General features: G+C 72.6%; 17 protein-coding genes. 11 read left to right on the plus strand and 6 right to left on the minus strand.

The window, feature by feature from the left end:
• Positions 1-54: 54 nt before the first annotated feature.
• The gene (locus EES43_RS05440) at positions 55-774 is read right to left on the minus strand and encodes a DsbA family oxidoreductase (RefSeq protein WP_124267640.1); all 720 of its coding nucleotides are present in this window, start codon (positions 772-774) and stop codon (positions 55-57) included.
• Between the two features lie 597 nt (positions 775-1,371).
• Here EES43_RS05440 and EES43_RS05445 point away from each other — a divergent pair.
• Complete coding sequence (locus tag EES43_RS05445) at positions 1,372-2,241, plus strand: phosphotransferase (RefSeq protein ID WP_124267641.1); 870 nt, start codon at positions 1,372-1,374, stop codon at positions 2,239-2,241.
• Between the two features lie 24 nt (positions 2,242-2,265).
• Here the strand turns inward: EES43_RS05445 and EES43_RS05450 are convergent, their stop codons facing one another.
• Positions 2,266-3,405, minus strand: coding sequence for an AraC family transcriptional regulator (locus EES43_RS05450; protein WP_124267642.1), 1,140 nt, complete (start codon positions 3,403-3,405; stop codon positions 2,266-2,268).
• Between the two features lie 454 nt (positions 3,406-3,859).
• On the opposite strand from EES43_RS05450, the gene EES43_RS05455 reads away from it, so the two are divergent.
• The 9 genes from EES43_RS05455 to EES43_RS05495 all read left to right on the plus strand — a co-directional run bounded on the left by EES43_RS05455 (position 3,860) and on the right by EES43_RS05495 (position 18,768).
• Entirely contained in the window at positions 3,860-5,329 is a 1,470-nt protein-coding gene (locus tag EES43_RS05455; protein WP_164493117.1) for an acyltransferase domain-containing protein, read from the plus strand.
• Positions 5,326-11,526 (plus strand): SDR family oxidoreductase, encoded by a 6,201-nt coding sequence (locus EES43_RS05460; protein ID WP_124267644.1) that lies wholly within the window; start codon positions 5,326-5,328, stop codon positions 11,524-11,526. The genes EES43_RS05455 and EES43_RS05460 overlap by 4 nt, the downstream gene beginning before the upstream one ends.
• A 17-nt stretch (positions 11,527-11,543) precedes the next feature.
• Complete coding sequence (locus EES43_RS05465; protein ID WP_124267645.1) at positions 11,544-12,557, plus strand: 3-oxoacyl-[acyl-carrier-protein] synthase III C-terminal domain-containing protein; 1,014 nt, start codon at positions 11,544-11,546, stop codon at positions 12,555-12,557.
• A gap of 8 nt (positions 12,558-12,565) precedes the next feature.
• The gene (locus EES43_RS05470; protein WP_124267646.1) at positions 12,566-14,029 is read left to right on the plus strand and encodes a cytochrome P450; all 1,464 of its coding nucleotides are present in this window, start codon (positions 12,566-12,568) and stop codon (positions 14,027-14,029) included.
• Positions 14,030-14,033: 4 nt separating this feature from the next.
• Positions 14,034-15,143, plus strand: coding sequence for a Rieske 2Fe-2S domain-containing protein (locus EES43_RS05475; RefSeq protein ID WP_124267647.1), 1,110 nt, complete (start codon positions 14,034-14,036; stop codon positions 15,141-15,143).
• 107 nt (positions 15,144-15,250) lie between these two features.
• A complete protein-coding gene (locus EES43_RS05480) occupies positions 15,251-16,144 on the plus strand; it encodes a 3-hydroxyacyl-CoA dehydrogenase family protein (RefSeq protein WP_124267648.1) in 894 nt (297 codons plus the stop codon).
• Positions 16,141-16,443, plus strand: coding sequence for an acyl carrier protein (locus tag EES43_RS05485; RefSeq protein WP_124267649.1), 303 nt, complete (start codon positions 16,141-16,143; stop codon positions 16,441-16,443). The genes EES43_RS05480 and EES43_RS05485 overlap by 4 nt, the downstream gene beginning before the upstream one ends.
• Complete coding sequence (locus tag EES43_RS05490) at positions 16,436-17,542, plus strand: acyl-CoA dehydrogenase family protein (protein WP_124267650.1); 1,107 nt, start codon at positions 16,436-16,438, stop codon at positions 17,540-17,542. The genes EES43_RS05485 and EES43_RS05490 overlap by 8 nt, the downstream gene beginning before the upstream one ends.
• Before the next feature lie 95 nt (positions 17,543-17,637).
• The gene (locus EES43_RS05495; RefSeq protein ID WP_124267651.1) at positions 17,638-18,768 is read left to right on the plus strand and encodes an HAD-IIIC family phosphatase; all 1,131 of its coding nucleotides are present in this window, start codon (positions 17,638-17,640) and stop codon (positions 18,766-18,768) included.
• Here EES43_RS05495 and EES43_RS05500 read toward each other — a convergent pair.
• Both EES43_RS05500 and EES43_RS05505 read right to left on the minus strand, forming a co-directional pair.
• On the minus strand, positions 18,746-19,408 hold the full coding sequence (locus EES43_RS05500; protein WP_124267652.1) for an O-methyltransferase: 663 nt from the start codon (positions 19,406-19,408) through the stop codon (positions 18,746-18,748). The genes EES43_RS05495 and EES43_RS05500 overlap by 23 nt on opposite strands.
• A gap of 77 nt (positions 19,409-19,485) precedes the next feature.
• Positions 19,486-19,719 (minus strand): DUF5988 family protein, encoded by a 234-nt coding sequence (locus EES43_RS05505; RefSeq protein WP_124267653.1) that lies wholly within the window; start codon positions 19,717-19,719, stop codon positions 19,486-19,488.
• Positions 19,720-20,063: 344 nt separating this feature from the next.
• Between EES43_RS05505 and EES43_RS05510 the strand changes: the two genes are divergently transcribed.
• Positions 20,064-21,515: a peptidoglycan D,D-transpeptidase FtsI family protein gene (locus EES43_RS05510; protein WP_124267654.1), complete on the plus strand. Its 1,452-nt coding sequence runs from the start codon at positions 20,064-20,066 to the stop codon at positions 21,513-21,515.
• 103 nt (positions 21,516-21,618) lie between these two features.
• On the opposite strand, the gene EES43_RS05515 is transcribed toward EES43_RS05510, so the two are convergent.
• Together EES43_RS05515 and ssuE are read right to left on the minus strand one after the other, a co-directional pair.
• Positions 21,619-22,809: an LLM class flavin-dependent oxidoreductase gene (locus EES43_RS05515; RefSeq protein ID WP_124267655.1), complete on the minus strand. Its 1,191-nt coding sequence runs from the start codon at positions 22,807-22,809 to the stop codon at positions 21,619-21,621.
• Between the two features lie 71 nt (positions 22,810-22,880).
• Positions 22,881-23,435 carry an NADPH-dependent FMN reductase gene (gene ssuE / locus EES43_RS05520; protein ID WP_124267656.1) on the minus strand — a complete coding sequence of 185 codons (555 nt, stop codon included), beginning with the start codon at positions 23,433-23,435 and terminating at the stop codon, positions 22,881-22,883.
• Between the last annotated feature and the right edge of the window lie 374 nt (positions 23,436-23,809).

The raw sequence follows: 23,809 nt of genomic DNA on the forward strand, positions 1-23,809 counted from the left end.
TATCGCCCGGGGCCTCCGCGCCGGGTGAGGCGGCGGGTCGGGCGAGGCGGCGGCTCAGTCGGCGCGCGGGACCTCGCAGGCCCCGTCGGCGTCGCAGGCCGCCGCGTCGCCGCCGACCGGGGTCAGCGCGGTGGCCCGGTGGTCCTTCCACGCCTGCTCCAGCGCCTGGACGAAGACCTCGGAGGGCTGGCCGCCGGAGATCCCGTAGCGCCGGTCGAGCACGAAGAACGGCACCGCGTTGGCGCCCAGCTCGGACGCCTCGCGCTCGTCCGCCCGGACGTCGTCGGCGTACGCCTCGGAGTCGGCGAGCACCGCCCGCGCCTCGCCGGCGTCGAGCCCGGCCTCCACGGCGAGGGCGACCAGCACCTCGTCGTCGAAGACGGAGCGCTCCTCGGCGAAGTTGGCCCGGTAGGCGAGGGTCAGCAGTTCGTCCTGGCGGCCCCGGGCCTTGGCCAGGTGGAGCAGCCGGTGAATGTCGAAGGTGCTGCCGTGGTCGCGGCCCTCTACGCGGTAGCCGAGCCCTTCGGCCCGGGCGTTGTCGGCCACGTTGGCCTCCATCGAGGCGGCTTCCTCACGGGTCCGGCCGTACTTGGCGGCCAGCATGTCGACCACCAGCGCCCGGTCGCCCTTGGCCCGTCCCGGGTCGAGCTCGAAGGAGCGGTGGACGACCTCGACCTCGTCACGATGGGCGAACCGAGCCAGGCCCTTCTCGAAGCGTGCCTTGCCTATGTAGCACCACGGACAAGCGATGTCGCTCCAGATCTCGACGCGCATGGCTCTTCTTCTCTCCCGGGATCGCGAACGGTGCGAAGTCTCCCTCCGCACTGGGCGGCCCCGCGCGGATCGACCTGACACACCAGGGGCCTCCAGGTCGAACACGGAACCTGACCTGCGCATTCCCGACCCGGGAGAGCACCGCGCCTGGAGCCGCCAGGAGAGAGGCTGCCGGGGTGGAGGGCACACGAAGCACCTCTAGGATCAGAAGACGGACGACCTCGCGTGGCGTGTGTCCCTGCGACCGCTGATGAATGGACAGCGTTGCGTAATTGAGGGAGGTCCGTGCTCCGACTGCATAGCGCCCTCAGTTCCTGTCGCCCTCCCAACGGTACCGCCGAGCCTGGCCGGGTAGTTATCTGGAGCAGAGCAGGAGAGCGACGGACGGGGTACAGGCGCCCTGACACCCGATCGAAAGGAAGTCAGTCATGCGTTCCTGGATTCTGGGCAACTGCGACCATGAGTGGACGCAGTGGAGTGGCAAGCAGCGCTGCCGGAAGTGCGGCACGACGCAAGGCTGAGGGCTGCCCCGTGGGCAGGAAGCGTGAGGGGGCCGAGGCGACCGGCCCCCTTTACCCACGATCGAAAGTAGAAACGGTGCTCGAACGTGTTCGCTGGGAAGAACTGCCGGCCGAGTTGCGCGACGCCATCGAGACCAAGGCAGGTGAAGTCACCGAGTCGGAGGTGGTTGCCGAAGGTCTCAACTGCTCCACAGCTCTGATGATCCGCACGGAGAAACACGGGTCGCTGTTCCTCAAAGGGGTTCGCGAGAACGTCACGGTAGAGGTGGGCGCGCTGCGGCAAGAGGAACGAGTGAACGGCGCTCTCGGTGGAATCAGTGCCCAACTCCGCCACCGCTTTCGGCTCGCCGGTTGGTACTGCCTGACGTTCGAGTACGTGGACAACGGTCGCCACGCGGACATGACCCCAGGATCAAGCGACCTTGATGCCATCGGGTTCGCACTCGACCGGATGCAACAACTCGTTTTCCCGAACCTTCTGCCGTACGGGCGGTTCCAGTTCACCGTCCCCACCCTGGCCGACCGGTTCGAAGATTTCATCAACACTGCCGAGTCCCGCGCGCTCCAGGGCGACAACCTGCTTCACACCGACATCAACCCCTACAACATCCTCATGTACGGGGCGCACAACAGCCGCGCCTGCGTGGTGGATTGGGCCATGCCCGCCACTGGCCCCGCCTGGGTTGATCCGGCATACACCGCAGTGCGCTTGATGGAATGCGGGCACACCCCCGCTGCCGCTCTGAAATGGCTTGGGGGGTTCACAAGCTGGCAGTACGCGGATCCGGAATCCGTAAGGGCACTCGTGAATGCGGTGTGCCGCCAGTGGACGGCGCGGGTCGGGGAGAAGGACGCCCGATACAGCAACGGGAACTACGAGCACCTCCTCGGCTACCCGCACAAGACGGGGAAGCGTCCCACGTCGCGGAAGCGCCCGCCGGGCTGAGCCCCGAACCGGCCCTGCCGCCCGTCAGCTTTCCCGGGAGCGAACGGGCGGGCCGCTTCCACCTCTACCGGGGCGGGTTTCGGCGCTGCCAGGTCCTTCTTCGGCACCTGCTTCGGCGAGGCGGCGTTCGTCGATGCCGGGTTCGTCACCGTCGGGCCGGGAGGCTCCTCTCCATGCGGCGGTCACGGCTCGTTCGGCCTCGCTCCGGTCCCGTGACCCGCGTGCGGCGTCCCGGAAGCGTTTGGGCGGAATGCCGGTCGCCCGCTTGAAGGCGTGGCTGAAGGTGCTCTCGGAGGCGTAGCCGAGGGAGAGCGCAAGCTCCGACACCGGAGTGTCCTTCTGGATCAGGGTCTTCTCGGCCAGCCGTATGCGCCACTGGTGGAGGTAGGTGAGCGGTGGCACGCCCGCCACCGACGTGAAGACTCCGGCGAATACGCTGCGGGACATGGCCGCCGCCCGGGCGAGTTCGGTCACGTGCCAGGGCCGGGCGGGATCGGCGTGCATCAGCCTCAGGGCCGGCGCGATGCGTTCGTCGGCCAGAGCCCGGAGCCACCCTGCGGGATAGGCGTCGCTCCGGGCGAGACAGGCGCGCAGCACATGGGCGAAGACCAGTTGGGAGAGGTATTCGGCCACGCCGTTCGCACCGGGGCGGTCGGCACTCATCTCCCGCAGGACCTGTTCGAGGAGCCAGCACAGCGCGGGCGCCTCCTCGCCCGTGCGGGACAGGTGAATCACCGGGGGCAGAGCCTGGAGCAACAAGTCCTCGCCCGCGGTGTTCAGTTCGAAATGAGCGCCGACCGACACCACCTCGGTGACGCCCTCCTCCCCGGCATGGGCGAAGAGGTGGGGCGAGGCCCGGAGCAGCGCCGGCGCGTCCTGCGGCGGCACGGACGGATCGGCGGCCAGAACATAGGACAGCCCTCCGCCGAAGGCCACCACATCCCCCTGCTCCAGGAGCACGGGCCGCTCGCCGCCGTCGACCATCAGCCGGCTCGCGCCGCGCAGCACGGCGTGGACCTTGAGCCTGCCGGGGGCCGGAAACCGCAGAGCCCAGCTTCCTCCGGCAGTGAGCCCCCGGACGAGTACGCATCTCGCGCCGGTCAGTCCGAGGGTGTCGGTCAGAGGATCGGGGACGGTCGAAACCAGATACGGCGGTGCGCCCATGAAAGGACTCTCGCGCAAGTTATCCGGACTGACAAGCATGTACCGCAGGTCACTTTTCCCTGCATCCTGATTAAGTCACAGGCCCCGGTCGGCAGGCGACGGAAAGTATGAAGAGTCCAGGTCTTTTCGTACGCGCGTCCGACACGCACGAATTCGAATCAGATCGTCTCGGAATTCACCGGCACCAGTGCCACAGGTGCATGACTTCGCAGCCCATCCATCGACTTCGCCCAGCGACGAGAACGCGGTCCGACCCCGGTACAGAAGGCCGGCAGCGCTGGTGAGTCAGGGGCACATCTCGCTGTGCCCACGGAAAGACGCGGCAAAACAACTGGACATATGTCGTAGATTTCGGCACCGTCATGACATTTCAAGGGACCGGCCGACAGATTCGACATCTCCAGCAGTCCGGACGGAGATAAGGGTAATGCACATGATGGATTGCGTCTTTGTCATGCCCGGTACGGTGGCTGCCCCGCGCGGGGGTGTCCTGCGCGATTTCCACAACCGCTACGAGTCCGTACGTGAATCGCTGTCGCTCATCGACACGGCGGCCCGGGAAATGGGGCTGCCCGACATCAGTTCCCGGTTGATCGAGCACGACGGGACGACCGACCGGCGCGGACCCGAGGTGCAGTACCTGGAGATCTTCGCGGTCAGCATCGCCACCCACCACGTCCTGATCGCCGAGGGCGTCCGGCCCGTCGCGATCGTCGGCCAGAGCATCGGGGAGCTGTGGGCGCTGGCCGCCGCGGGACGCCTGTCCGTGGACGACGCCGCCCGCCTGGCCGTGGCCCGGTCCCGGGCGCTGACCCGGCAGAACTGGGGCGGGAAGATGCTCGCGGTCGGTGTGGACGGCCGCCGGGCGGAATCGCTCGCCGGGCTGATCAACCATCCCGACCTCGTACTGGCCTGCGAGAACACTCCTCGGCAGAGCGTCATCAGCGGCCCCGAACCGTTGATCGAACAAGTGGAACGGGTCGCCGACGCGCTCGGCTGGCCCAGTTTCCGCCTGGACGTCCCGCATCCGACGCACACTCCGGCGATGGCGCAGGCCTCGCGGGACCTGCGGGCGACCGCGCCGCGGGTCGCCTACGGCGCGGGGCGCTGGCGGGTCTGCTCCCCCTGGCTGGGCCGGGACGTCGGTGACGACGACCCGGTCGGCCTGGTCGCCGACGCACTCACCGCCCGGGTCCGGATACTGCGTACGATCCGCGACCTGCACGCGGCGGGCGCCGACGTCTTCGTGGAGTGCGGGGAGTGGCCCGTCGTCACCAAGTTCGTCGAGGCGTCGGTTCCGGGCGTGCGGTGTGTCGTCCCGCTGAGCGGCAGCGACCCGGTCGCAGCCGTACGCGAGTTGGTCACCGGTTCCACCGACGGCGGCCCGTTCCTCCCGCGTCCGCCGGCCCCGTCGGGCACCGAGCGCGGTCCCGCCGTGCGGGTGAGCGCGGCCACGGCGTCCGCGCCGGTTCCGGCGCTCCTCACCGCCGCTCCGCTCTCCGGGACCACCAACGTGTCCGCGTCCGCGCCCTCCATGTCGTACGTGGCCACCCGCCCCGCTCCGGCCCCCGCCACTCCGGCGGCTCCGGAGGCCCCTGCGGCTCCGGCCTCGACCCCGGTCGCTCCGGTCGCTCCGGTCGCCCCGCCGGCGTCCGCCGAGTGGGACTACGAGACCGTACTGGCCGAGTTGCGGACGCTCTACGGCGATTTCCTGGGCTACCCGCCGGACCTTCTCGGTGAGGACGACGGCCTGGAGTCCGAGCTGGGTGTGGAGTCGCTCAAGCAAGTCGCCCTGCTCGGGCGGGTGTCCGAACGGTTCGGCCTGCCCGGTCTGCGGGCGAACTCCTCCCTGCTGACCGTCGGCACCCTGCGCCGGATCGCGGAGAGCGTGGTACAGGGCCGGGCGGAGGCCGCCGCGCGATGACCACCACCGACCATCTGCGGGGCAGAGTCGCCCTCGTGACCGGGGCCGCGAAGAGCCTCGGCGCGGACATCGTTCGCCGCCTGGCGGAGGGCGGAGCCCATGTGATCGTCAACTACTTCCACTCGGTCGAACAGGCGGAGTCGCTGCGGGCGGAGCTGGAACAGGCCGGTCACAGCTGCGAGTTCATCCGCGCCTCGGTGGCCAAGACCAGCGAGATCGACCGGATGTTCGACCTGGTCCGGGAGCGGCACGGCAGGCTGGACATTCTGATCAACAACGCGGCGGGCGGCGCGTTCCTGCCGCTGTTCGGCGTCGACGACACCTACTGGCAGCGGGCGTGGTCGACCAACGTGATGGCGGCTTACCACTGTTCGCGCCGGGCCGCCGAGCTGATGGCCGGGAGAGAGGGAGCGAGCATCCTCTGCCTGTCCAGCGTCGGGGCGCACCAGCCGGTTCCGGGGTACGGCCCCGGCGGCGTGACCAAGGCGGCCCTGGAGTCGCTGGTCCGCTATCTGGCGCTTGAGCTGGTAGGCCGGGGCATCCGGGTCAACACGGTGCTGCTGGGCTCCGTCGCCAGTGAGATCGTCGTCAATCTCGATGCACCGGACGCGGCGCTCGGCGACCCCGCCGGGACCAGCGAGCTGATGCGCCGTACCCTCTCGACGCCGGAGGCGGCCAGGTTGATCGTGCACCTCCTGCACGAGGACGCCGGCTTCATCACCGGGCAGACGATCTTCGCCGACGGCGGAATCAGTATCGGCGGGATGCAGGGCATGCGGCTGCACAGCAGGCTGGCCGACCAGGTCAGCCGTACGCCCCGGACGAGCACGACCGGAACGAGTACGCCCGTCGGGAGCACCCCCGCCCCGGGACAGCCGGCGGCCGTCCGCCCCGCACCAGCACCGGCACCGGCACCGGCGCCGGCGCCCGCACCGGCACCAGCACCAGCGGCGTCGCCCCAGCCGGACCGAACACCCAAGCCGGAGCCCGAGCACGAGCCCGAGCCGGAGCCCGAGCCCGAGCCGGACCGCTGGAGGTCCAGGAAGCCCGAGACGGAGGCGGAGGCGGACCCCGGAGCCGTCGCGGTGGTGGGCCTCGGCCTGACCCTGCCCGGCGCGAACAACACGGCGGAGTTCTGGGACCGGCTGCGCGAAGGCGTGCTGCTCTCCAGCGAACCGTCCGCCTTCGAGCTGAAGCACTTCTGGGCGCCGACCCGGGAGGAGACCGACGCCTTCTACGTCCGCGAGGCCGGCTACCTCCACGACTTCGTCCCCGATCCCGCCTCGGTCGCGGAACCGGACGGGAACGTCGGCCACCCCGGCTGGCCCCGGACCACTCGCTGGCTGCGGCACTGCGCCGTCCAGGCCCTGGCAGGGGTGGGCCGGGCCCCGAAGGACCGGTATCTCGCTGTGACCACCGGCATCCACGACCAGACGGGCCTCGGAGCCCAGGGCGTGGTACTGGGCGACGAGTACCGGCGCATGGTGCGCGGGGCGATCCCCGCCGACCGGGACGGCGACTGGCTGGCCGAGCTGGCCGATCACGCGATCAGCGCGCACTACGGCGGCGACGGCGGGAACCCGCAGGGCTACCTGCCCGCGTCCGTCTCCCGCGACGCGCTGCGCGGGCTGGTCCCCGACGACTCGCAGCACCTGACTCTCGACTCGGCCTGTGCCAGTGGGCTGTTCGCCGTCGACGCGGCGGTCAAGGCACTGCGCGAGGGCTCCTGCGACGTGGCGCTGGCCGGCGGGACCGCGGTGGTCGAGCCGATCGGGTTCACGCTCTTCTGCCGGGCCCAGGGCATTTCGATGAGCGGCCGGGTGCGCCCGTTCGACCGGGCCGCCGACGGGACCCTCATCGGCGAGGGCGCCGTCATGCTCGTACTGAAGTCGTACGCGCGGGCGGTGGCCGACGGTGACCGGGTGCTCGGTGTCATCCGGGGCACCGGTCTCGCCGCCGACGGCCGGGGGAAGGGCATTCACGCTCCGGCCCCACGCGGGCAGGAGCTGGCGATCGCCCGCGCCTGGGCCGACGCGGGCGTCGAGGCCGACGACGTGGACTGGATCGTGGCGCACGGCACCGGCACTCCGGTCGGCGACGAGATCGAACTGCGCTCGCTGCTCTCCCGGCTGGGGCCTCGGCGGAAGGCGTGCCTGCTGACGTCGAACAAGCAGGTCTTCGGGCACACCGGCGTCCTGGCGGGCCTGGTCTCGGTCGCGCACGCGCTGGTCGCCCTCGAACGCCGTGCGGTCCCCGGTCAGCCCGTGGTCACCGATCCGCACCCGCTGCTCGGCGACGGCTCGCGACTGACCGTACCGGTCGAGGACAGGCCCTGGCCGGCGGACGGGACACGGCCGCGCGTTGTGGGGGTGTCGTCGTTCGGCCTCGGCGGAGCGGACGCGCACGTGGTCCTCTCCGACCGGGTGCCGCCGGCCGCCCCCGCCGGCAGGCGGGGCGGTGCCGCGACCGCCGACGCGGAGGACCTGGTCGTCGTCGGCTGGAACGCCCATCTGCCCGGCCTGGCGTCCGACCGGGTGCCCGCCTGGCTGAGCGGTGACGGCCCGCGCCCGGAAGCCGGCTTCGGTACGCCGTACCCTCTGCCGTCGCCCCGCGACGTGCGCATCCCGCCGCTGACGATGCGGCACATGGACGCCGCCCACCTGATGATGCTCCAGGTCCTCGGCCCCCTCCTGGAGCAGCTCGGCGAGCCGGGCGCGGGCCTGCGGCCCACCACGGCGATCGTGGTGGGATCGACGCTGCCGACCACGCACAACACCCGGGCCGCGCTGCGGGTGCACGCCCGCGAGTGCGCCACGGCGTTCGACATCCTGCCCGATCCGAAGCAGGCGCAGGCGTTGAAGACCTACCTCGCGAAGGGGATGGAGGACGCCCGGGAGGTGATCCCCGGCGACCTGAACGAGGACGACTTCACCGGAGCGGTCTCCTGCATCCTGTCGGGCCGGGCCGCCAACTACTACGACTTCCAGGCCCTGGGGACCAGTGTCTACTCCCACCGGGACTCCGCGCACACCGCTGTCGACCTGGCGCTGCGTCAGCTCAGACACCGGGCGTGCGACCTCGCGCTCGTCGGCGCGGTGTGCCTGCGGCCGATCAGCGGCTGGGACCGCCATCTCACGGGTCTGGTGCCGGAGGGCCGGTCCATCGCGGAAGGCGCGGCCGTCCTGGCGGTCACCCGGCTCTCCACCGCGCTGGAGCACGGCCTGCCCGTCCTGGGCGCGCTCTCGACGGCGGTCGGGGGTTCGGGCCCGGAGGAATCAGCGACGCCCGCGCACTCCCTTCCCGCGCTGGCGGACGCCGGACACACCTATCTGTCGCTGGACGCCCTGCTCACGGTCGTCCGGGCCGTCGTCACCGGAACGGACGCCCTCGTGACGCCCGCCGCCGCCGGCTCACCGCTCATCCGGTTCACCCCGGCGGCCGAACCGCCCCGGCCCGGCCCGGCCCGGCAGGCACCGGAACAGGTCGCCGCGCCGGAACAGGCCGCGCCGGAGCAAGCACGGCCGGAGCACACAGCGGCCGACCGCGCCGCCGGGCCGGAGCAGGCCGCCGCGCCGGAACAGGCCGCGCCGGAGCAGGCCGCCGCGCCTGAGCAGGCCGCGCCGGAGGACCGGTCCGCACCCGAGCACGACGAGGGCTTCACCGGTCGTCGTCAGACCTTCCGGCTCGTCCCCACCACGCCTCCGAGCAGGAATCCCGCCGCACCGGCCCTCCCGCCGGGCACCGTCGTCATCACCGACGCCCCGGATCTCGCCGCGGCGGTCGCCGGCCCGGACATCGCCCTCTGGTCGCCTCGGCCGGGAGTCGCCGGCACGACCCACGTGCCGCCGGAGGAGGCTCCCGGGGCACTCGCCGGCCTGCCCTTCGTCCCGCGCCATATCCGGGTCCTGTCCCGGCTGCCCGACCTTCACGCCGGCGGCCACGGGGGCGACGAGGCCGAGGCCGCCCGGGTGGAGGACCTCCAGGACCTCACGTTCACCGCACTCCAGGCGGCGCTGCCCGCACTGCGCAGCGGCGGCTCGCTCAGCGCGGTCCTGCTCGGGCCGGTGCCGGACGACCTCCCGCCGCCGCTGAGCGCCCTGTTCACCGGCCTGGTCCGTTCCGTACGGGCCGAGGTCCCGCAGTGCGGCGGGGTGACGCTGCTCAGCGACGCACCGGACGCGGCGAGGGCCCTGGACCAGTTGGCGCGTGCCGGCACCGCCCAGGTGCCCGCACACACGCTGGCCTGCCGCGGGGGCGACTGGTTCGCGCTGGCCGTCGCCGACGATCCCGCGCCGCCGCCCCCGGCGGGAGCCGCCTCGCTGCCGCCCGGCGCGGTCGTGGTCGCCTTCGGCGGCGCCCGGGGCATCACCCCGGAACTCCTCCACGCGGTCGCCCGCACCAGCGACCGGCCCCACGTCTACGTCATCGGCCGCACCCCGTTGCCGGAGAGCGGCGAACCGCTGCCGCCGCAGGCCGAGTTCATCGCCGCCGGGCGGCGCGCACGCCCCGGCGCGTCGGTGCGCGAGCTGCGGGCCGACTACGAGAAGGCCCAGGCCCGCCTGGAGGTACGCCGTACGGTCCACAGGCTGACGGAGCTGTGCGGCCCGGACCGGGTCCACCACCGGGTGTGCGACGTCCTCGACGCCGAGCGCACCACCGCCGTCCTGGGCGAGGTCCTGGACCGGCACGGTCGGATCGACCTGCTCATCAACACCGTCCTCGACCTGCGGTCCCGTGCGCTGCACGCCAAGACCCTGACCGACTTCCGGGCGGTCCGGGCCACCAAGGCGACCGGATACCGCAACCTCAAACGGGCCCTCGCCGAGCGTCCGCCCCGGATCTGGTGCAACTTCAGCACGCTGGCGACGCTCGCCCCCGCGCCCGGCGACGTCGACTACTGCGCCGTCAACGAGTACCTGGCGTACGCGAGCGCCTGGGCGCAGAGGCACGGACCGGACGGCCGGCACGAGTTCGCGATCCTCTGGAGCGGGTGGCGGGAGGTCGGCGTCGCCAGCAGCACCACCATGCGGGAAACCCTCAAACGCAACCGGATGGACGCCTACATCAGCACCGCGCAGGGATGCGCGCAGTTCCTCTCCGCCCTCGCCCGGCCGCCGGCCGGCGGGGTCTCCTTCTTCATCCGGGACGAGGAGCGCGTCCTGCTGGCCCGGCGCGGGATCAGCACCTGGGGCACCTCCGGCGGCCTCCCGGCCCCGGTCCCGGCCCCGGACGCGCCACCGCCCGCCCCACCGGACCCGGCGCTGACCACACCGCTGCTGGACGGCGTCCTGCACCGCGGCAAGGACTGGGCCGTCTTCACCAAGACCTGGGACCCGCGCACCCTGGTCGAGCTGGACGGCCGGTGGATGCGCCACCACCGGGTCAACGGCGAGTACACGCTGCCCGGTACGTTCACCCTGGAAGCCGCGGCCGGCGCCGCCGCGGCCCTCTGCCCGGGTCTGCGGGTCACCGGGTTCCGCGGGCTCGTCTGCCGGACCTCCGTGACGGTCAGGCTCGCCGGGCCGCCGCGCACCGTCGCGGTGGAGGCCCGCGTCACGAGCCGCCGGCCAGGCGGCGCCGAGGTGGCGGTCAGGATGACGGCGCACCGGATCGGCAAGAACGGCAAGGTGCTGCGCTTCAACGACCTGCTGTGCGAGACGACGGTGGTGCTGGCGGACCGCTATCCCGACCTCGCCGGGCCGCCGGACTGCTCGTCGTACGAACCCGAACCCGATTTCGCGATGCCGGTCTACTCCCCCGACCCGCCGATCTCGCTCACCGGCCCGTTCGCCGGCACCCGCGACTACGCCCGCGGGCCGGACGGGTGCAGCGCCGGGTTCGCTCTGGACCACGCCGCCTGGGCTCCGGCCCTCGCCGGGGCGGCCGTACCGGCGATCCTGCTGGACGCGATGGTGCACCTGCTGCTGCTGCCGCCGCGCGGTGACCGCCCGCCGCTGGTCGGCCCGATGGCCGGGCTCGACGAGGTCGACCTCGGGGGGCCGGGCAACGACTGCCGGCTCAGCGCGGAGAACCCGGTGATCCGGCTGCACTGCGACTTCGCCAGCGGGGCCCTGACCGCCGTGACGGGTCGCGGACGGGTGCTGGCCCGGATCACCGGCGTCAGCGCCCATGCCCTGGACCACAGCGGAGACGTGGTCCGGCCCCGCGGCGGCGTTCCGCAGCCGCCCCCTTCGTGACAGCCGAGGAGACAGCAGTGTTGTGGCAGAACATCGCGATCGCCGGGACCGGCGCGTGGGTACCACCCGTCAGACCCGAGCACGGACCGTGGAACGGAGCGGCCACCGCGCAGCCGTCGCTGGCGGCGCTCAACGGATTCGCCTCGGCCGCCGTCTCCACGGACAGCACGGCGACGCAGATGGCGGCCCGCGCCGGGCTCAAGGCGCTGCGCCACGCGGGCGTCACGGGCGACGACCTGAGTCTGCTGGTGCACGCCAACTTCCAGGACGAGGACCACTACACGCCCGCGCCGTACCTGCTGCGGGTGCTCGGAGGGGCGGACACCAACGGGATCGAGCTCGGCGCGGCCAGTGACGGCGGGGCCGCCGCGCTCGTCGTCGCGGCCGAACACCTCACCGCCCGACCGGACGCGAAGGCCGCGCTGGTCACGGCCGCGGGCCGGTTCCCGCACGAGCGGTGGGGCCATTCCCGGGAACTGGGCTACGTGGCCGGTGACGCCGGGGCCGCCGCCGTACTCACCCGGACGCCGGGCTTCGCCCGCCTGGCGGCGACCGCCCACGCCACCGAGCCGCAACTGGAGACTTTGACCCGGGTCAGGAAGGGGCCCGCCGGCGCCGAACGGTCCTTCCTCATCGAGGAGACCGGGTTCATGCCCCACATCGACGCGATGCAGCGCTCCACGCGCCGCTGCATCGAGACCGTCCTCGACGAGACCGCCGTGCGACCGCGGGACATCACGCACGTGGTGTCCATCGCGATCGGTGCCGTCGTGCTCGACCTGGTGCTCGCCGGGTCACCGCTCGGCGTCCGGGCCGGCGACACCGCCTGGACCTTCGGCCGGCACCTCGGCCACGCAGGTCCGTGCGACATCCTGCTCGCCCTCGACCGGATGTTCCGCTCCGGCAGGCTGCGGGCCGGCGAACGCGTTCTCGTCGTGAGTTTCGGAGTCGGCTTCCGCTGGACCACCGCACTGCTGGAGGTCTCCGGCAATCCCGCCGCGACGCCGGCCGGCCGCTCAGAGAAAGAATGAGGTTGTCCATGACAGACACGCGTACGGCGACCGCCGCGTCGGTTCCTCTCGCCCCGCGGGCGCTGCCGCTGCTGGGCCACGCACTGCCCCTGCTCCGCGATCCGCTGGCGTTCATCATGTCCCTGTCCGAGTACCGCACGATGGTCCGCGTCCGGCTGGGCCCGCGTTCCGCCGTGATGGTCTGCGATCCGGCGCTGACCCGGCAGGTGTTCCTGAACGACCGCGTCTTCGACAAGGGCGGCCCGATCTACGACCGGATCAGCGAGGTCATCGGCGACGGCCTCTCCACCTGCTCGTACACCTTGCACCGGCGGCAACGGCGGCTCTGCCAGCCGTCGTTCCACCCCGCCAGACTGGCCGGGTACGGGGTGGTGTTCGCCCGGGCCGCCGAGCTGAAGGCGGGGTCCTGGCACGACGGCGACGTCCTCGACGTCACCCAGGAGATGATGACGCTGACGACGCGGGCCACCATGGAGACGATGTTCAGCGGCGCGCTCCCGGCGGAGACCATGCGGCGGTCCCTGGCCGACACCGCCACCATCGTGAGCGCGTTCTTCCGCCGGATGATGACCCCGCCCCTGCTGCGCAGCCTGCCGACTCCGCGGAAGCGGCGCTACGACGACGCCCGCGAGCGGCTGTCGGCCACCATCGCGGAGATCATCGCCGAACGGCGGGCCGATCCGACCGACCACGCCGATCTGCTCTCCGCCCTGGTCGGCGCGGTCGACGAGGAGAGCGAGGACGGCAGGAAGCAGCTGAACGACACCGAACTCGCGGACGAGGCCCTGACGTTCTTCCTCGGCGGGATGGAGACCACGGCCATCACCCTGGCCTGGGCGCTGAACCTGCTCGCCACGCACCCGGACGTCCAGCGCCGCCTCCAGGCCGAGACCGACGGCGTGCTGGCCGGCGGGAAGCTCGCTCCCGCGCACCTGCCCGCGCTCGGCCTGGCCACCCGGGTGGTGACCGAGGCGCTGCGGCTGTACCCGCCCGCCTGGATGATGACCCGCACCCTCCGGGAGGACGCCGAACTCGGCGGCGTACGGCTCAAGCGCGGCAGCGTCCTGGTGCTCAGCCCGTACCTCCTGCACCGGCGGCCCGACCTCTATCCGGAGCCGGACCGGTTCGACCCGGACCGCTGGCTCGGCGCCCAGCCCGACCGGGCCGCCTACATCCCGTTCGGCGCGGGACCCCGCAAGTGCATCGGGGACCAGTTCGCCCTCAACGAGGCGGTCCTGGCCCTCACCGCCGTCGTCGCGCGCTGGGAGGTGTCCCCCGTCGGCGACGAGCCGTTCCGGCCCAAGGTGGAGACCAGTCTGAGTTCGCGCGGGCTGGCCCTGCGGATCGGTGAGCGGCGGCCGGCCCTCGCCGACGCCGCCGGGCTCCGCCCGGCGGCCGTGCCGACGCCCGCGCCCGCCGGGCCGCCCGACGGGCCCGGCGACGTCTGCCCGGTGACGCGCGGGGAGCGGTGACGCCGTGAAGCCCCATCTGAAACCGCTGGTGAAGCAGCTCCTCGGCGACCGGCGGGCCGGTCTGCTCACCGCGACCCCGGCCGACGCCCTGCGCGCTCCCTCGCGGCCCTATCCGAACGGGTGGTTCTGCCTGGCCTTCAGCGACGAGGTGCGGCCAGGATCGGTCACCACCCGTCCGCTCGCGGGCGCGGAGGTGGTCCTCTACCGGACGGCCGCGGGCAGGCTGCGGGCCGTCCGGCCCCGGTGCCCGCATCTGGGAGCGCATCTCGGGGTCGGCGGAACGGTCGAGGGCGAGGACATCGTCTGCCCCTTCCACCAGTTCGCCTTCGATCCGGCCGGCGTCTGCGTACGCACGGGCTACGGCCAGCCGCCGCCGAAGGCGTCGCTGGCGCAGTACCCGGTGTGCGAGGCCAACGGCTCGGTCTACGTGTGGTGGCACGCGCTCGGCCTGCCCCCGCGGTGGGAGGTCCCGGCCCTCCCCCTGGACGACCGGCAGCCCTTCAGCCATGACACCTTCGACATCGCCGGTCACCCGCAGGACGTCATCGAGAACGCGTTCGACTGGGGGCATCTGCCCACCCTGCACGGTCTGAAGGGCCTCGACATCGAGGGCGCGCCGGTGGCCGGGGAGCCGGTCAGCACGGTCACCGCGACGGCCCGGGGCACCGTCATGCGCGGGTTCCGCCAGTCCTACTCGCTCACGGTGATCGGACTGGCCACCATCGCGGCGAGGACGGTCCTGCCCCGGGGGGCGGGCAGCCTCTACGTGATGCTCCACGCGACCGCGACCGGTCCGGGACGCGTCCAGCTCCGGTTCGGTACGAAGCTTGAGCTGAGCGGCCCTCCCGGCGTGCCGGAGAGGGCGGGGCGCGCGGCGGTGATGCCCGTGGCCCGGCTCCTCAGCGCCGTCCTCCAGAGGGTGGCGAGCGTCGACACCGGCGCGGACCTGCTGATGTGGCACCACCAGGAGCACGTCGAGCATCCGAAGCTCGCCAGGGGCGACGGTCCGATCGGCCGCTACCGGCAGTGGGCGCAGCAGTTCTACACGGAACCCGCGGGCGGCCTCGCGCCGCCGGGGCCGCCCCGTGCCGAGGCGCGCCGGTCGGAGGAGTGAGGGCCGACGGCGGCGTTCCGGGGCGCTCCCGCCGCCCGGTCGTCGGCGATCACCGTGCGTCGGGGCAGCCCGCGAGCCGGCCGGGCCGGGACCGAAGGAGGGACGATATGGCAGCGGAGAACGGCGTTCCCGGCACGGGGCACCGACTGGCCGTGCTGGGCGCGGGGGTGATGGGTTCGGGCATCGCGGCGCTGGCGGTCGGGCACGGAATCGCGGTGTGGCTGATCGACCTGGACCGGCGTCGGCTGGACGAGGCTCCGGCGAGGATCGGCCACCAGGTGCGTACGGCGCGGCTGCTGGGCGCGCTGCCGGACGGGGCCGTCCCCGGCGCGCTCGTCACCGGCCTGTCGCTCGCCGGCCTGATGGCAGCCGGTGACGCGGTCCCCACCGCGGTGATCGAGGCGGTCACCGAGCATCCCGACGCCAAGGCGAAGGTCCTCGCGGAGGTGTGCGCCCTGGTCCCGCCGGGCACCCCGATCATCTCGAACACGTCGGCGATTCCCGTGGACGAGCTGGCGCTGGCGACGACCCGGCCGGCGGATCTGGTCGGCGCGCACTTCATGAATCCGCCCTGTCTGATCCGTACGGTCGAGGTCATCCGGGGTACGCAGACCGGCGAGGCCGCCCTGGCGGCGCTGCGGGCGCTGCTCGCCGTGCTGCGGCGGCAGGCGATCGTGGTCGAGGACGCGCCGGGTTTCGTGACCAGTCGGATCCTGCACCCGATGATCAACGACGCGGTCCGGGTGGTGGCGTCGGGTACCGCGAGCGCCGACGCGGTCGACCGCCTGATGCAGGGGTGCCTCGGTCACCCGACGGGGCCGCTCCGCACCGCCGATCTCATCGGGCTGGACAACCTGGTCGACTCGCTGTGGGTGCTGCACGGCCGGACCGGTGACGAGGGCTGCCGCCCCTGCGACCTGCTGCTGGAGATGGTGCGGGCAGGCCGCCTCGGCCGCAAGAGCGGGCGCGGCTTCTACGAGTACGAGGGAGAACCCGCATGACCACATCATCCGACCATCCGGTGCCGGAACCCGTCGTGGGCACGGGCGACGTCCAGGCGGACCTGCTGCGGTTCCTGGCGCGGCGTACGGGGAGGGCCTGGCCGCCCGACGCGGACGTCTTCGGGTCCGGTGGGCTGTCCTCGCTCTTCGCCATGGAGATGGTGGTGCATCTGGAGAGGACGTACGGCATCGCCATCCGCGGCGCCGACCTGCGGATGGACAACTTCCGCACCGTGGCGCGGATGGCCGGGCTGGTCGAACGGCTCCGCGGGCCGGGCCCCGGCGGCTCCGGTGCGTGAAGCCGTCGCGGCGGCGGCCTCGGCGGTCACCGAACTCGTCGGCGACCGGGCGTCCGGCTGGGACCGGGCGGGCCGGCTGCCCGAGGACGCGGTGCGCGGGCTCGGTGCGGCCGGGCTGCTCAGCGCTCAGATCCCGGCGAGCCACGGCGGGCCGGGGTGGAGCAGCGCGGACAGCGGCGAGTTCACCGCGCGGGTGGGCAGTCTGTGCAGCTCGCTGCGGAGCGTCATGACCTCGCAGGGCATGGCCGCGTGGACCGTCGAACGGCTCGGCGACCCGGGGCAGGCGGCGGATCTGCTGCCACGGCTGGCCTCGGGCGCGACGGCGGCCGTGGCCTTCAGCGAACCGCGCGCGGGCAGCGACCTGTCGGCCATCGCGACCACCGTCACCGTCGACGGGGACGCCCTGGTGCTCAACGGACGGAAGACGTGGGTGACCGCCGCCGACTACGCCGATCTCTTCCTGGTCGCGGCCCGGATGGACGAGGGCGGCGCCATGGTGGTGGTGGACCGGACCGCCCCCGGGGTCCGGGTGCGGCGGGTGGCCGATCCGCTGGGCTGCCGGGCGGCCGGGCACGCGGAAGTCCGTTTCGACGACGTGCGGTTGCCGCTCGGCAGCCTGTTGGGGGGCGGGCGGCAGCCGCTGTCCCTGCTCGTGACGACGGCCCTGGCCTACGGCCGGATCTCCGTCGCCTGGGGTTGCGTCGGCATCCTGCGGGCCTGCGTGGCGGCGGCCGTCGGCCATGCCGGGTCCCGGCGGCAGTTCGGCCGGCCGCTGGGGCGGCACCAGCTCGTCGCCCGGCACCTGGCCGACCTGTGGACCGCGGAGCAGGTCGCCACCCGGGCCTGCGAGTACGCCAGTCGCTGCTGGGACGAGAACGCCGCAGAGCTGGGCACGGCCGTCGTGCTGGCGAAGTACGTCAGCGCCCGGCACGCGGCCGAGGGCGCCGCCACCGCGGTCCAGGTGCTCGCCTCGGCCGGGGCGCGGGACGGTCACGTCGTCGCGCGGGCGTACCGCGACGCCAAGCTCATGGAGATCATCGAGGGCAGTAACGAGATGTGCCAGTTGATCCTGGCCGAGCAGGCGCTCGGCCGGTGCTGACCCCGCCCGGGGCCGCCGGAGAAGCCGTCGTCAGTCGTCAGCCGTCAGCCGTCAGCCGTCAGCCGTCAGCCGTCAGCCGTCACAGGGAGCCGAACATGAGCGACACCGCCCCGGCGGTCCCGCCCGCGACCGTGAAGTGCCTGGTCTGGGACCTCGACAACACGCTCTGGCGCGGCACGCTGCTGGAGGACGAGGACGTCGTCCTCACCGAAGCGATCCGCGCGGTCGTCACCAGCCTGGACGCGCGGGGCATCCTCCAGTCGGTATGCAGCCGCAACGACCACGACCACGCCTGGGCACGGCTGGAGGCGCTCGGCATCGCCGACCACTTCGTCCTCCCGGAGATCGGCTGGGGCCCCAAGTCGGCTGCCGTGCGCCGGATCAGCGAACGGTTGGGCTTCGCCCCCGGCACGATCGCCTTCATCGACGACCAGCCGGCCGAGCGCGCCGAGGTCGCCCACCATCTGCCGGACGTGCGCTGCTACCCGGCCGAGGCCGCGGCGACGCTGCCCGGCCTGCCCGAGTTCAGCCCCCGGACGGTGACCGCCGACTCGCGGCAGCGCCGGAGGATGTACCAGTCCGGCTTCCGGCGGGCGGACGAGCGGGCGCTCTTCACCGGCTCGCACGAGGACTTCCTCCGGTCGCTGGACATGGTGCTGAGCATCGGGCGGGCCACGGAGGAGGCCCTGTCGCGGGTCGAGGAACTGACCCTGCGCACCAGTCAGATGAACGCGACCGGGGTGCACTACCCGATCGAGGCGCTGCGCACCCTCATCGCCCAACCCTCCCACGAGGTCCTGGTCGCGACGCTCTCCGACCGCTTCGGGCCGCACGGTGCCGTGGGGGTGACACTGCTCCGGAAGCACCCGGAGGCATGGCACCTCCGGCTGCTCGCCACCTCGTGCCGAGTGGTGGCGTACGGGGTGGGGACGGTCATCCTCAACTGGCTGGTCGACCAGGCCGCACGGGCCGGCGTCCACCTGGTGGCGGACTTCCGTGCCACCGACCGCAACCGGATGATGGAGATCGCCTACCGTTTCGCCGGCTTCGACGAACGGCCCTGCCGCTGTCGGGACCGGATCTCGGGGGATTCCGGCGAGGACGTCCAACTGCTGCACCTCGTCGCCGAGCGGCGGAGCGCGCCCGCGGTGGTCCGGCTGATCGCTCCGGAACTCACCGACCGGGCGCCGGGCCGCGCGGGCGTCACCTCCGGCGGACCAGAGTGATGCCGTCGGCCACCGGGAGCATGCAGACGTCGACCCGCGGATCGTCCCGGATCCTGGCGTTGACCTCGCGGATACCGGCGGTGTCCGCGTCCTGGGCAGCGGGGTCGATGACCCGTCCGGCGAGCAGCGTGTTGTCCAGCACCAGCAGCCCGCCCGGCCGCACGAGCCGCAGCGCCAGCTCGTAGTACCGGGGATAATTCGCCTTGTCGGCATCGATGAAAACGAGACCGAAACTCCCGAGACGGCCCTCGGCGAGCAATTCCTCCAGCGTGTCGACCGCCGCACCGACGCGAACGTCGATGCGCTCCCGCACACGCGCCCTCCGCCAGAAATCGGCGGCGATCTCGGTCCACCGCTCGCTCACCTCACAGGTGACCAAGCTCCCCTGCGGCGGAAGGGCGCGAGCCATGCACAGCGTGCTGTAGCCGGTGAACGTACCGATTTCCAGAACGTCCCTGACACCGGTCGCCGCGACCAGAAAAGCGAGGAACTGGCCCTCCTCGGCCATCACCTGCTGGGATTCCCCACCGGGCAACTCGGCGGTCGAACGGCGCAGTTCGCACAGGATCTCGTCCTCTCTGAGCGAGAACTCCCTGACGTATCGCAGAAGCTCCGGACCGATCGAGGTCTGTTGTGCCATGGCGAGAACTCCAGATGCTCCAAGAAATTCACCGGTCCAGGCGCGGTGTCGAGCCGAACTCCCCGGCAAAGGGCTCCCTACTCCGCGATCTTCGTGCTGTAGTCGAACCGGAAGACCGGCACCGTCCTGCCCTCCACCTGCTCCGTCTCACCGGTGCGCACGAAGCGCTGATGCCTTCCGTAGAAGGCCACGATGAGCCGTGAGGCATCGGCGACGCACCCCACCGGCAGCCGTTGCACACGCGGGAGTTCCGGCGGCCCGCCGCTCAGCACCACCAGCCGCCCGGCCCTCGCCTCATCCTCACCGATCACGCCCACCCCGCCTCTCGCCACTGGAGCAATACCCATTCGCTTGTTCTCATTGGGCATGATCAGAAAGTTATTCACCAGGCGTACGGGCAGGGCGCTCGTCGTGTTCCCCATTCGACGCGGAACACCGCACGCCCCCGAATTCCCGTATCACCGTGATGCACATGCGCCGGAGGACGGGTGCCGATCGAAAAATGACGCAGATCCTCAGCTCGGCATTCCGGCCCGGCCGCCGGCTGCCCGCCCGGAACGCCGTAGCCACCGGCCTGTCGTCGCCGCGTGAGAAATCGGTGAGAAGGGGCACAACCGGGAACGTCCCGGACCGCGCCGCTCGTCCCTCCAGCGGGATGAACAAGACAATCAGGCGCGCTTCGGCCTTCTGCCTGCTCCTGGTCCTCGCCCTGCTGGTACGGGCGACCTGGGTGCAGGCGTACGAGGCACGGGCGCTCGCAGACAACGAGCACAACCGGCGGAACACCATCGCGCAGTACGCGCAGCCGCTCGGTGACATCATCGTGGCCGGTTCACCGGTCACCGGATCGAAGGAGACCAGCGGCGGCGACCTCCGCCACAAGCGCACCTACACGCAGGGCGAGCTCTACGCGGCGGTGACGGGCTACAGCTCGCAGGCGTACGGGGCGACCCAGCTCGAAGGGATCTACGGCGACGTACTGGACGGCACGGACAGTCGGCTGAAGAACCCGGCGGATCTGCTCACCGGGGCACAGGCGGCCCCGGGCGACGTGGTGACGACCATCGACCCGGACGTGCAGAAGGCGGCGTACGAGGCGCTCGGCGACGACAAGGGCGCGGCGGTGGCCATCGACCCGAAGACCGGGCGGATCCTGGCCATGGTCTCCACCCCGTCCTACGACCCGTCGGCGATCAGCGGTACGGCGGACGGCGACGCCTGGCAGGCCCTGCTGGCCGACCGGGACAAGCCGCTGACGAACCGGGCGCTGCGGCAGCCGCTGGCGCCGGGCTCGACGTTCAAGCTCGTCGTGGCGGCGGCGGCGCTGGAGAACGGGCTGTACGGATCGGTCGACGAGGCCACCGACAGCCCCGACCCGTACACGCTGCCCGGCACCCGCACGGTGCTGCGCAACGAGAACGCCTCCGCCCCGTGCGAGAACGCCACGCTGCGCACCGCCCTCCAGTACTCGTGCAACAACGTCTTCGCGAAGGCCGCCGCCGACCTCGGGCAGGACAAGGTCAAGGAGATGGCGGACGCCTTCGGGTTCGGCACGGAGAAGCTGGACGTCCCGGTGCGGGCCGCCGAGAGCGTCTATCCGACCGGTATGGACGCGGCGCAGACGGCGCTGACGGGCATCGGCCAGTTCGAGGTCACCGCCACCCCGCTCCAGATGGCGATGGTCACCTCGGCCCTCGCCAACGGCGGCGAGCTGGCCGCGCCGCACATGGTCTCCGAGGTGACCGACGGCGGCGGCTCCACGCTGGAGGAGACCGCTGACGGCGCGTCGAAGCGCGTGGTGAAGGAGTCGACCGCGGAGCAGTTGCGCAGCGCGATGGTCACGGTGGTCGAGGAGGGCACCGGCACGAACGCCCGGATCGCCGGGGCCGAGGTGGGCGGCAAGACGGGCACCGCGCAGAACGGCGTGGACAACAGCAACACCCCGTACGCCTGGTTCACCTCGTACGCGAAGGACCGGGCGAGCGGCAAGGAGGTCGCGGTCGCGGTGATCGTCGAGGACTCGGGGTCGGCGCGCTCCGAGGTCAGCGGCAACGGCCTGGCGGCGCCGATCGCGCAGAAGACGATGCGGGCGGCGCTGGGCCGGTGAGCCGGGGGCGGAGGCGGGGCGACCCGTACCGGTGGGCGTACCCGCCGGGCCCGGCCGGCCGGCCGCCGGGGTCGGCCGCCCGCGTGACGAGTCGGACGCCTCCTCAGCCGCTCGCCGCCGCCCCCGCCCCTGCTCCCGCGCCCGCGCCCGCCGTGAACGGGATCTCCGTGCCGCGGCGGTCCGTCGGGGGCGGGGCCGCCGGGTGTGCCCAGAGTCCCGCCGCGGCCAGCCGGGGCAGGACGCCCTCGCCGAACCAGTACGCCTCCTCCAGGTGCGGGTAGCCGGAGAGCACGAACTCGTCGATGCCCAGGCGGTGGTACTCCGTGATCCGTTCGGCGACCTCCGCGTGGCCGCCGACCAGCGCGGTGCCCGCCCCGCCGCGTACGAGCCCGATGCCGGCCCACAGGTTGGGGTGGATCTCCAGTCCGTCCCGGCCGCCGCCGTGCAGGGCCAGCATCCGCCGCTGCCCCTCCGACTCGCTGCGGGCCAGGCCCTCCTGCACTCCGCGCACCGTCGCCCCGTCGAAGCCGTCCAGCAGGCGGGCCGCCTCGGCCCACGCCGCGTCCGAGGTGTCGCGCGTGATCACGTGCAGCCGGATGCCGAACCGCACGGTACGGCCCTGCTCCGCGGCCAGGCGACGGATCCAGGCGATCTTCTCCGCGACCTGGGCCGGCGGCTCGCCCCAGGTGAGGTACACGTCCGCGTGGCGGGCCGCGACGGCTCCGGCCGCCGGCGAGGAGCCGCCGAAGTAGATCTCCGGTACCGGATCGGGCAGCCGGGTGAGCCGGGCCTGCTCGACCCGCAGGTGTTCGCCGTGCAGGTCGGTGGTCCTCCCGTCCCACAGCCGGCGGACGATCTCCAGGAACTCCCCGGTGCGGGCGTAGCGGGCGTCCTTGTCGAGGAAGTCCCCGTACGCGCGCTGCTCGTGGCTCTCGCCGCCGGTGACGACGTTGAGCAGGAGCCGCCCGCCGGTCTGCCGCTGGTAGGTGGAGGCCATCTGGGCGGCGAGGGTGGGCGAGACGAAACCCGGGCGGAAGGCCACGAGGAACTTCAGCCGTTCGGTGTGCTGGCTGACCATCGCGGTGGTGAGCCAGGCGTCCTCGCACCAGGCCCCGGTCGGCGTGAGCACTCCCGTGAAGCCGGCGTCCTCGGCGGCGCGGGCGATCTGCGCGAGGTAGCGCACGGTCGGCGGCCGGTCTCCGCCCGTCGGGGTGACCGGGGCGCCGTGGCCGCCTGCGACGACGTGGCGGCTGTCGCCGTTGGTGGGCAGGAACCAGTGGAAGGTCAGGGACATCGTCTCTCCGATGGTGCGGGCGGGGCCGGTGCGCCGCCGCCCCGGATCAGGCGGGCGGCGGCGGGCCGGGGTCAGCGGGCGGCCGGCACCGGGGCGGTCCGGCCGAGGGCCGCGGCGAACTGGGCGACGACCTGGTCGAGCGGCGCGGCGGACGCCGGGTCCAGGACGACGGTTCCGTCGTCGTCGGCCGCGATGTGCCGGTCCAGGACGAACCACCCCTGGACGATGTGCGCGGCGCCCATCGAGGAGAGGACCGGGCGCAGGGCGTAGTCGAGCGCCAGGACGTGGGCGGTGGTGCCGCCGGTGGCGAGCGGCAGGACGGTCTTGCCGGTGAGCGCGTACTGCGGCAGGAGGTCCAGGAACGACTTGAGCAGCCCGGAGTAGGCGGCCTTGTAGACCGGGGTGCCGATGACGACGCCGTCGGCGCGGGCGACCAGTTCGGCGGCCCGGACGATCTCGGGGTGCGCGAAGTCGGCGCCGAGCAGTGCCTCGGCGGGGAGCGTGCGCACGTCGAGCGGTATCACCTCGTGGCCCTGGGCGGCCAGGTCGGCGTCGAGGTGGCGCAGGAGGCGTGCGGTGCGGGAGGTGGCGGAGGGGCTGCCGGAGACGGACAGGACGGTGGCCATGGGAACTCATCTCTCAGGGGCGTGGCGAACGGGGCGCGTCCCCGTCCCGCGCGGCGGGGCGGGGACGTGGGCGGGGGTCGCGGACGTGGGTGGGAAGGGCCGGAGGCAGGGTCGAGCCGCCCCGGTGATCGAGAAACCCGATCAGGGGCTGGAGACCTCGGCGGCCGGGGAGAGGGCGGAAGCCTGACCGGCTTCCCGCGTCACGGGCGCGACGGCGGGCGGGCGGGCCGCGTCACGAGGTGCGTCGCCTGCCGTGCGCGAGCGGCTCGCGGAGCGGCGGAACCGTACGGGGACGGGGCGCGGGCAAGCGCGAGGAAGGGTGCTGGTCCTCAGACTTCGCGGCAACAGAAGGCGCTGGAAACGCGGCCGAGGTC

The sequence above is a fragment of the Streptomyces sp. ADI96-02 genome (assembly GCF_003846185.1).
GTDB lineage: Bacteria > Actinomycetota > Actinomycetes > Streptomycetales > Streptomycetaceae > Streptomyces.

Excerpts from the sequence above, each read along its gene's own strand:
- EES43_RS05440 (WP_124267640.1), bottom strand. The coding sequence starts at position 774 with ATGCGCGTCGAGATCTGGAGCGACATCGCTTGTCCGTGGTGCTACATA.
- EES43_RS05450 (WP_124267642.1), bottom strand. The coding sequence starts at position 3,405 with ATGGGCGCACCGCCGTATCTGGTTTCGACCGTCCCCGATCCTCTGACC.
- EES43_RS05455 (WP_164493117.1), top strand. The coding sequence starts at position 3,860 with ATGCCCGGTACGGTGGCTGCCCCGCGCGGGGGTGTCCTGCGCGATTTC.
- EES43_RS05460 (WP_124267644.1), top strand. The coding sequence starts at position 5,326 with ATGACCACCACCGACCATCTGCGGGGCAGAGTCGCCCTCGTGACCGGG.
- EES43_RS05470 (WP_124267646.1), top strand. The coding sequence starts at position 12,566 with ATGACAGACACGCGTACGGCGACCGCCGCGTCGGTTCCTCTCGCCCCG.
- EES43_RS05480 (WP_124267648.1), top strand. The coding sequence starts at position 15,251 with ATGGCAGCGGAGAACGGCGTTCCCGGCACGGGGCACCGACTGGCCGTG.
- EES43_RS05485 (WP_124267649.1), top strand. The coding sequence starts at position 16,141 with ATGACCACATCATCCGACCATCCGGTGCCGGAACCCGTCGTGGGCACG.
- EES43_RS05495 (WP_124267651.1), top strand. The coding sequence starts at position 17,638 with ATGAGCGACACCGCCCCGGCGGTCCCGCCCGCGACCGTGAAGTGCCTG.
- EES43_RS05500 (WP_124267652.1), bottom strand. The coding sequence starts at position 19,408 with ATGGCACAACAGACCTCGATCGGTCCGGAGCTTCTGCGATACGTCAGG.
- EES43_RS05510 (WP_124267654.1), top strand. The coding sequence starts at position 20,064 with ATGAACAAGACAATCAGGCGCGCTTCGGCCTTCTGCCTGCTCCTGGTC.
- EES43_RS05515 (WP_124267655.1), bottom strand. The coding sequence starts at position 22,809 with ATGTCCCTGACCTTCCACTGGTTCCTGCCCACCAACGGCGACAGCCGC.
- ssuE (WP_124267656.1), bottom strand. The coding sequence starts at position 23,435 with ATGGCCACCGTCCTGTCCGTCTCCGGCAGCCCCTCCGCCACCTCCCGC.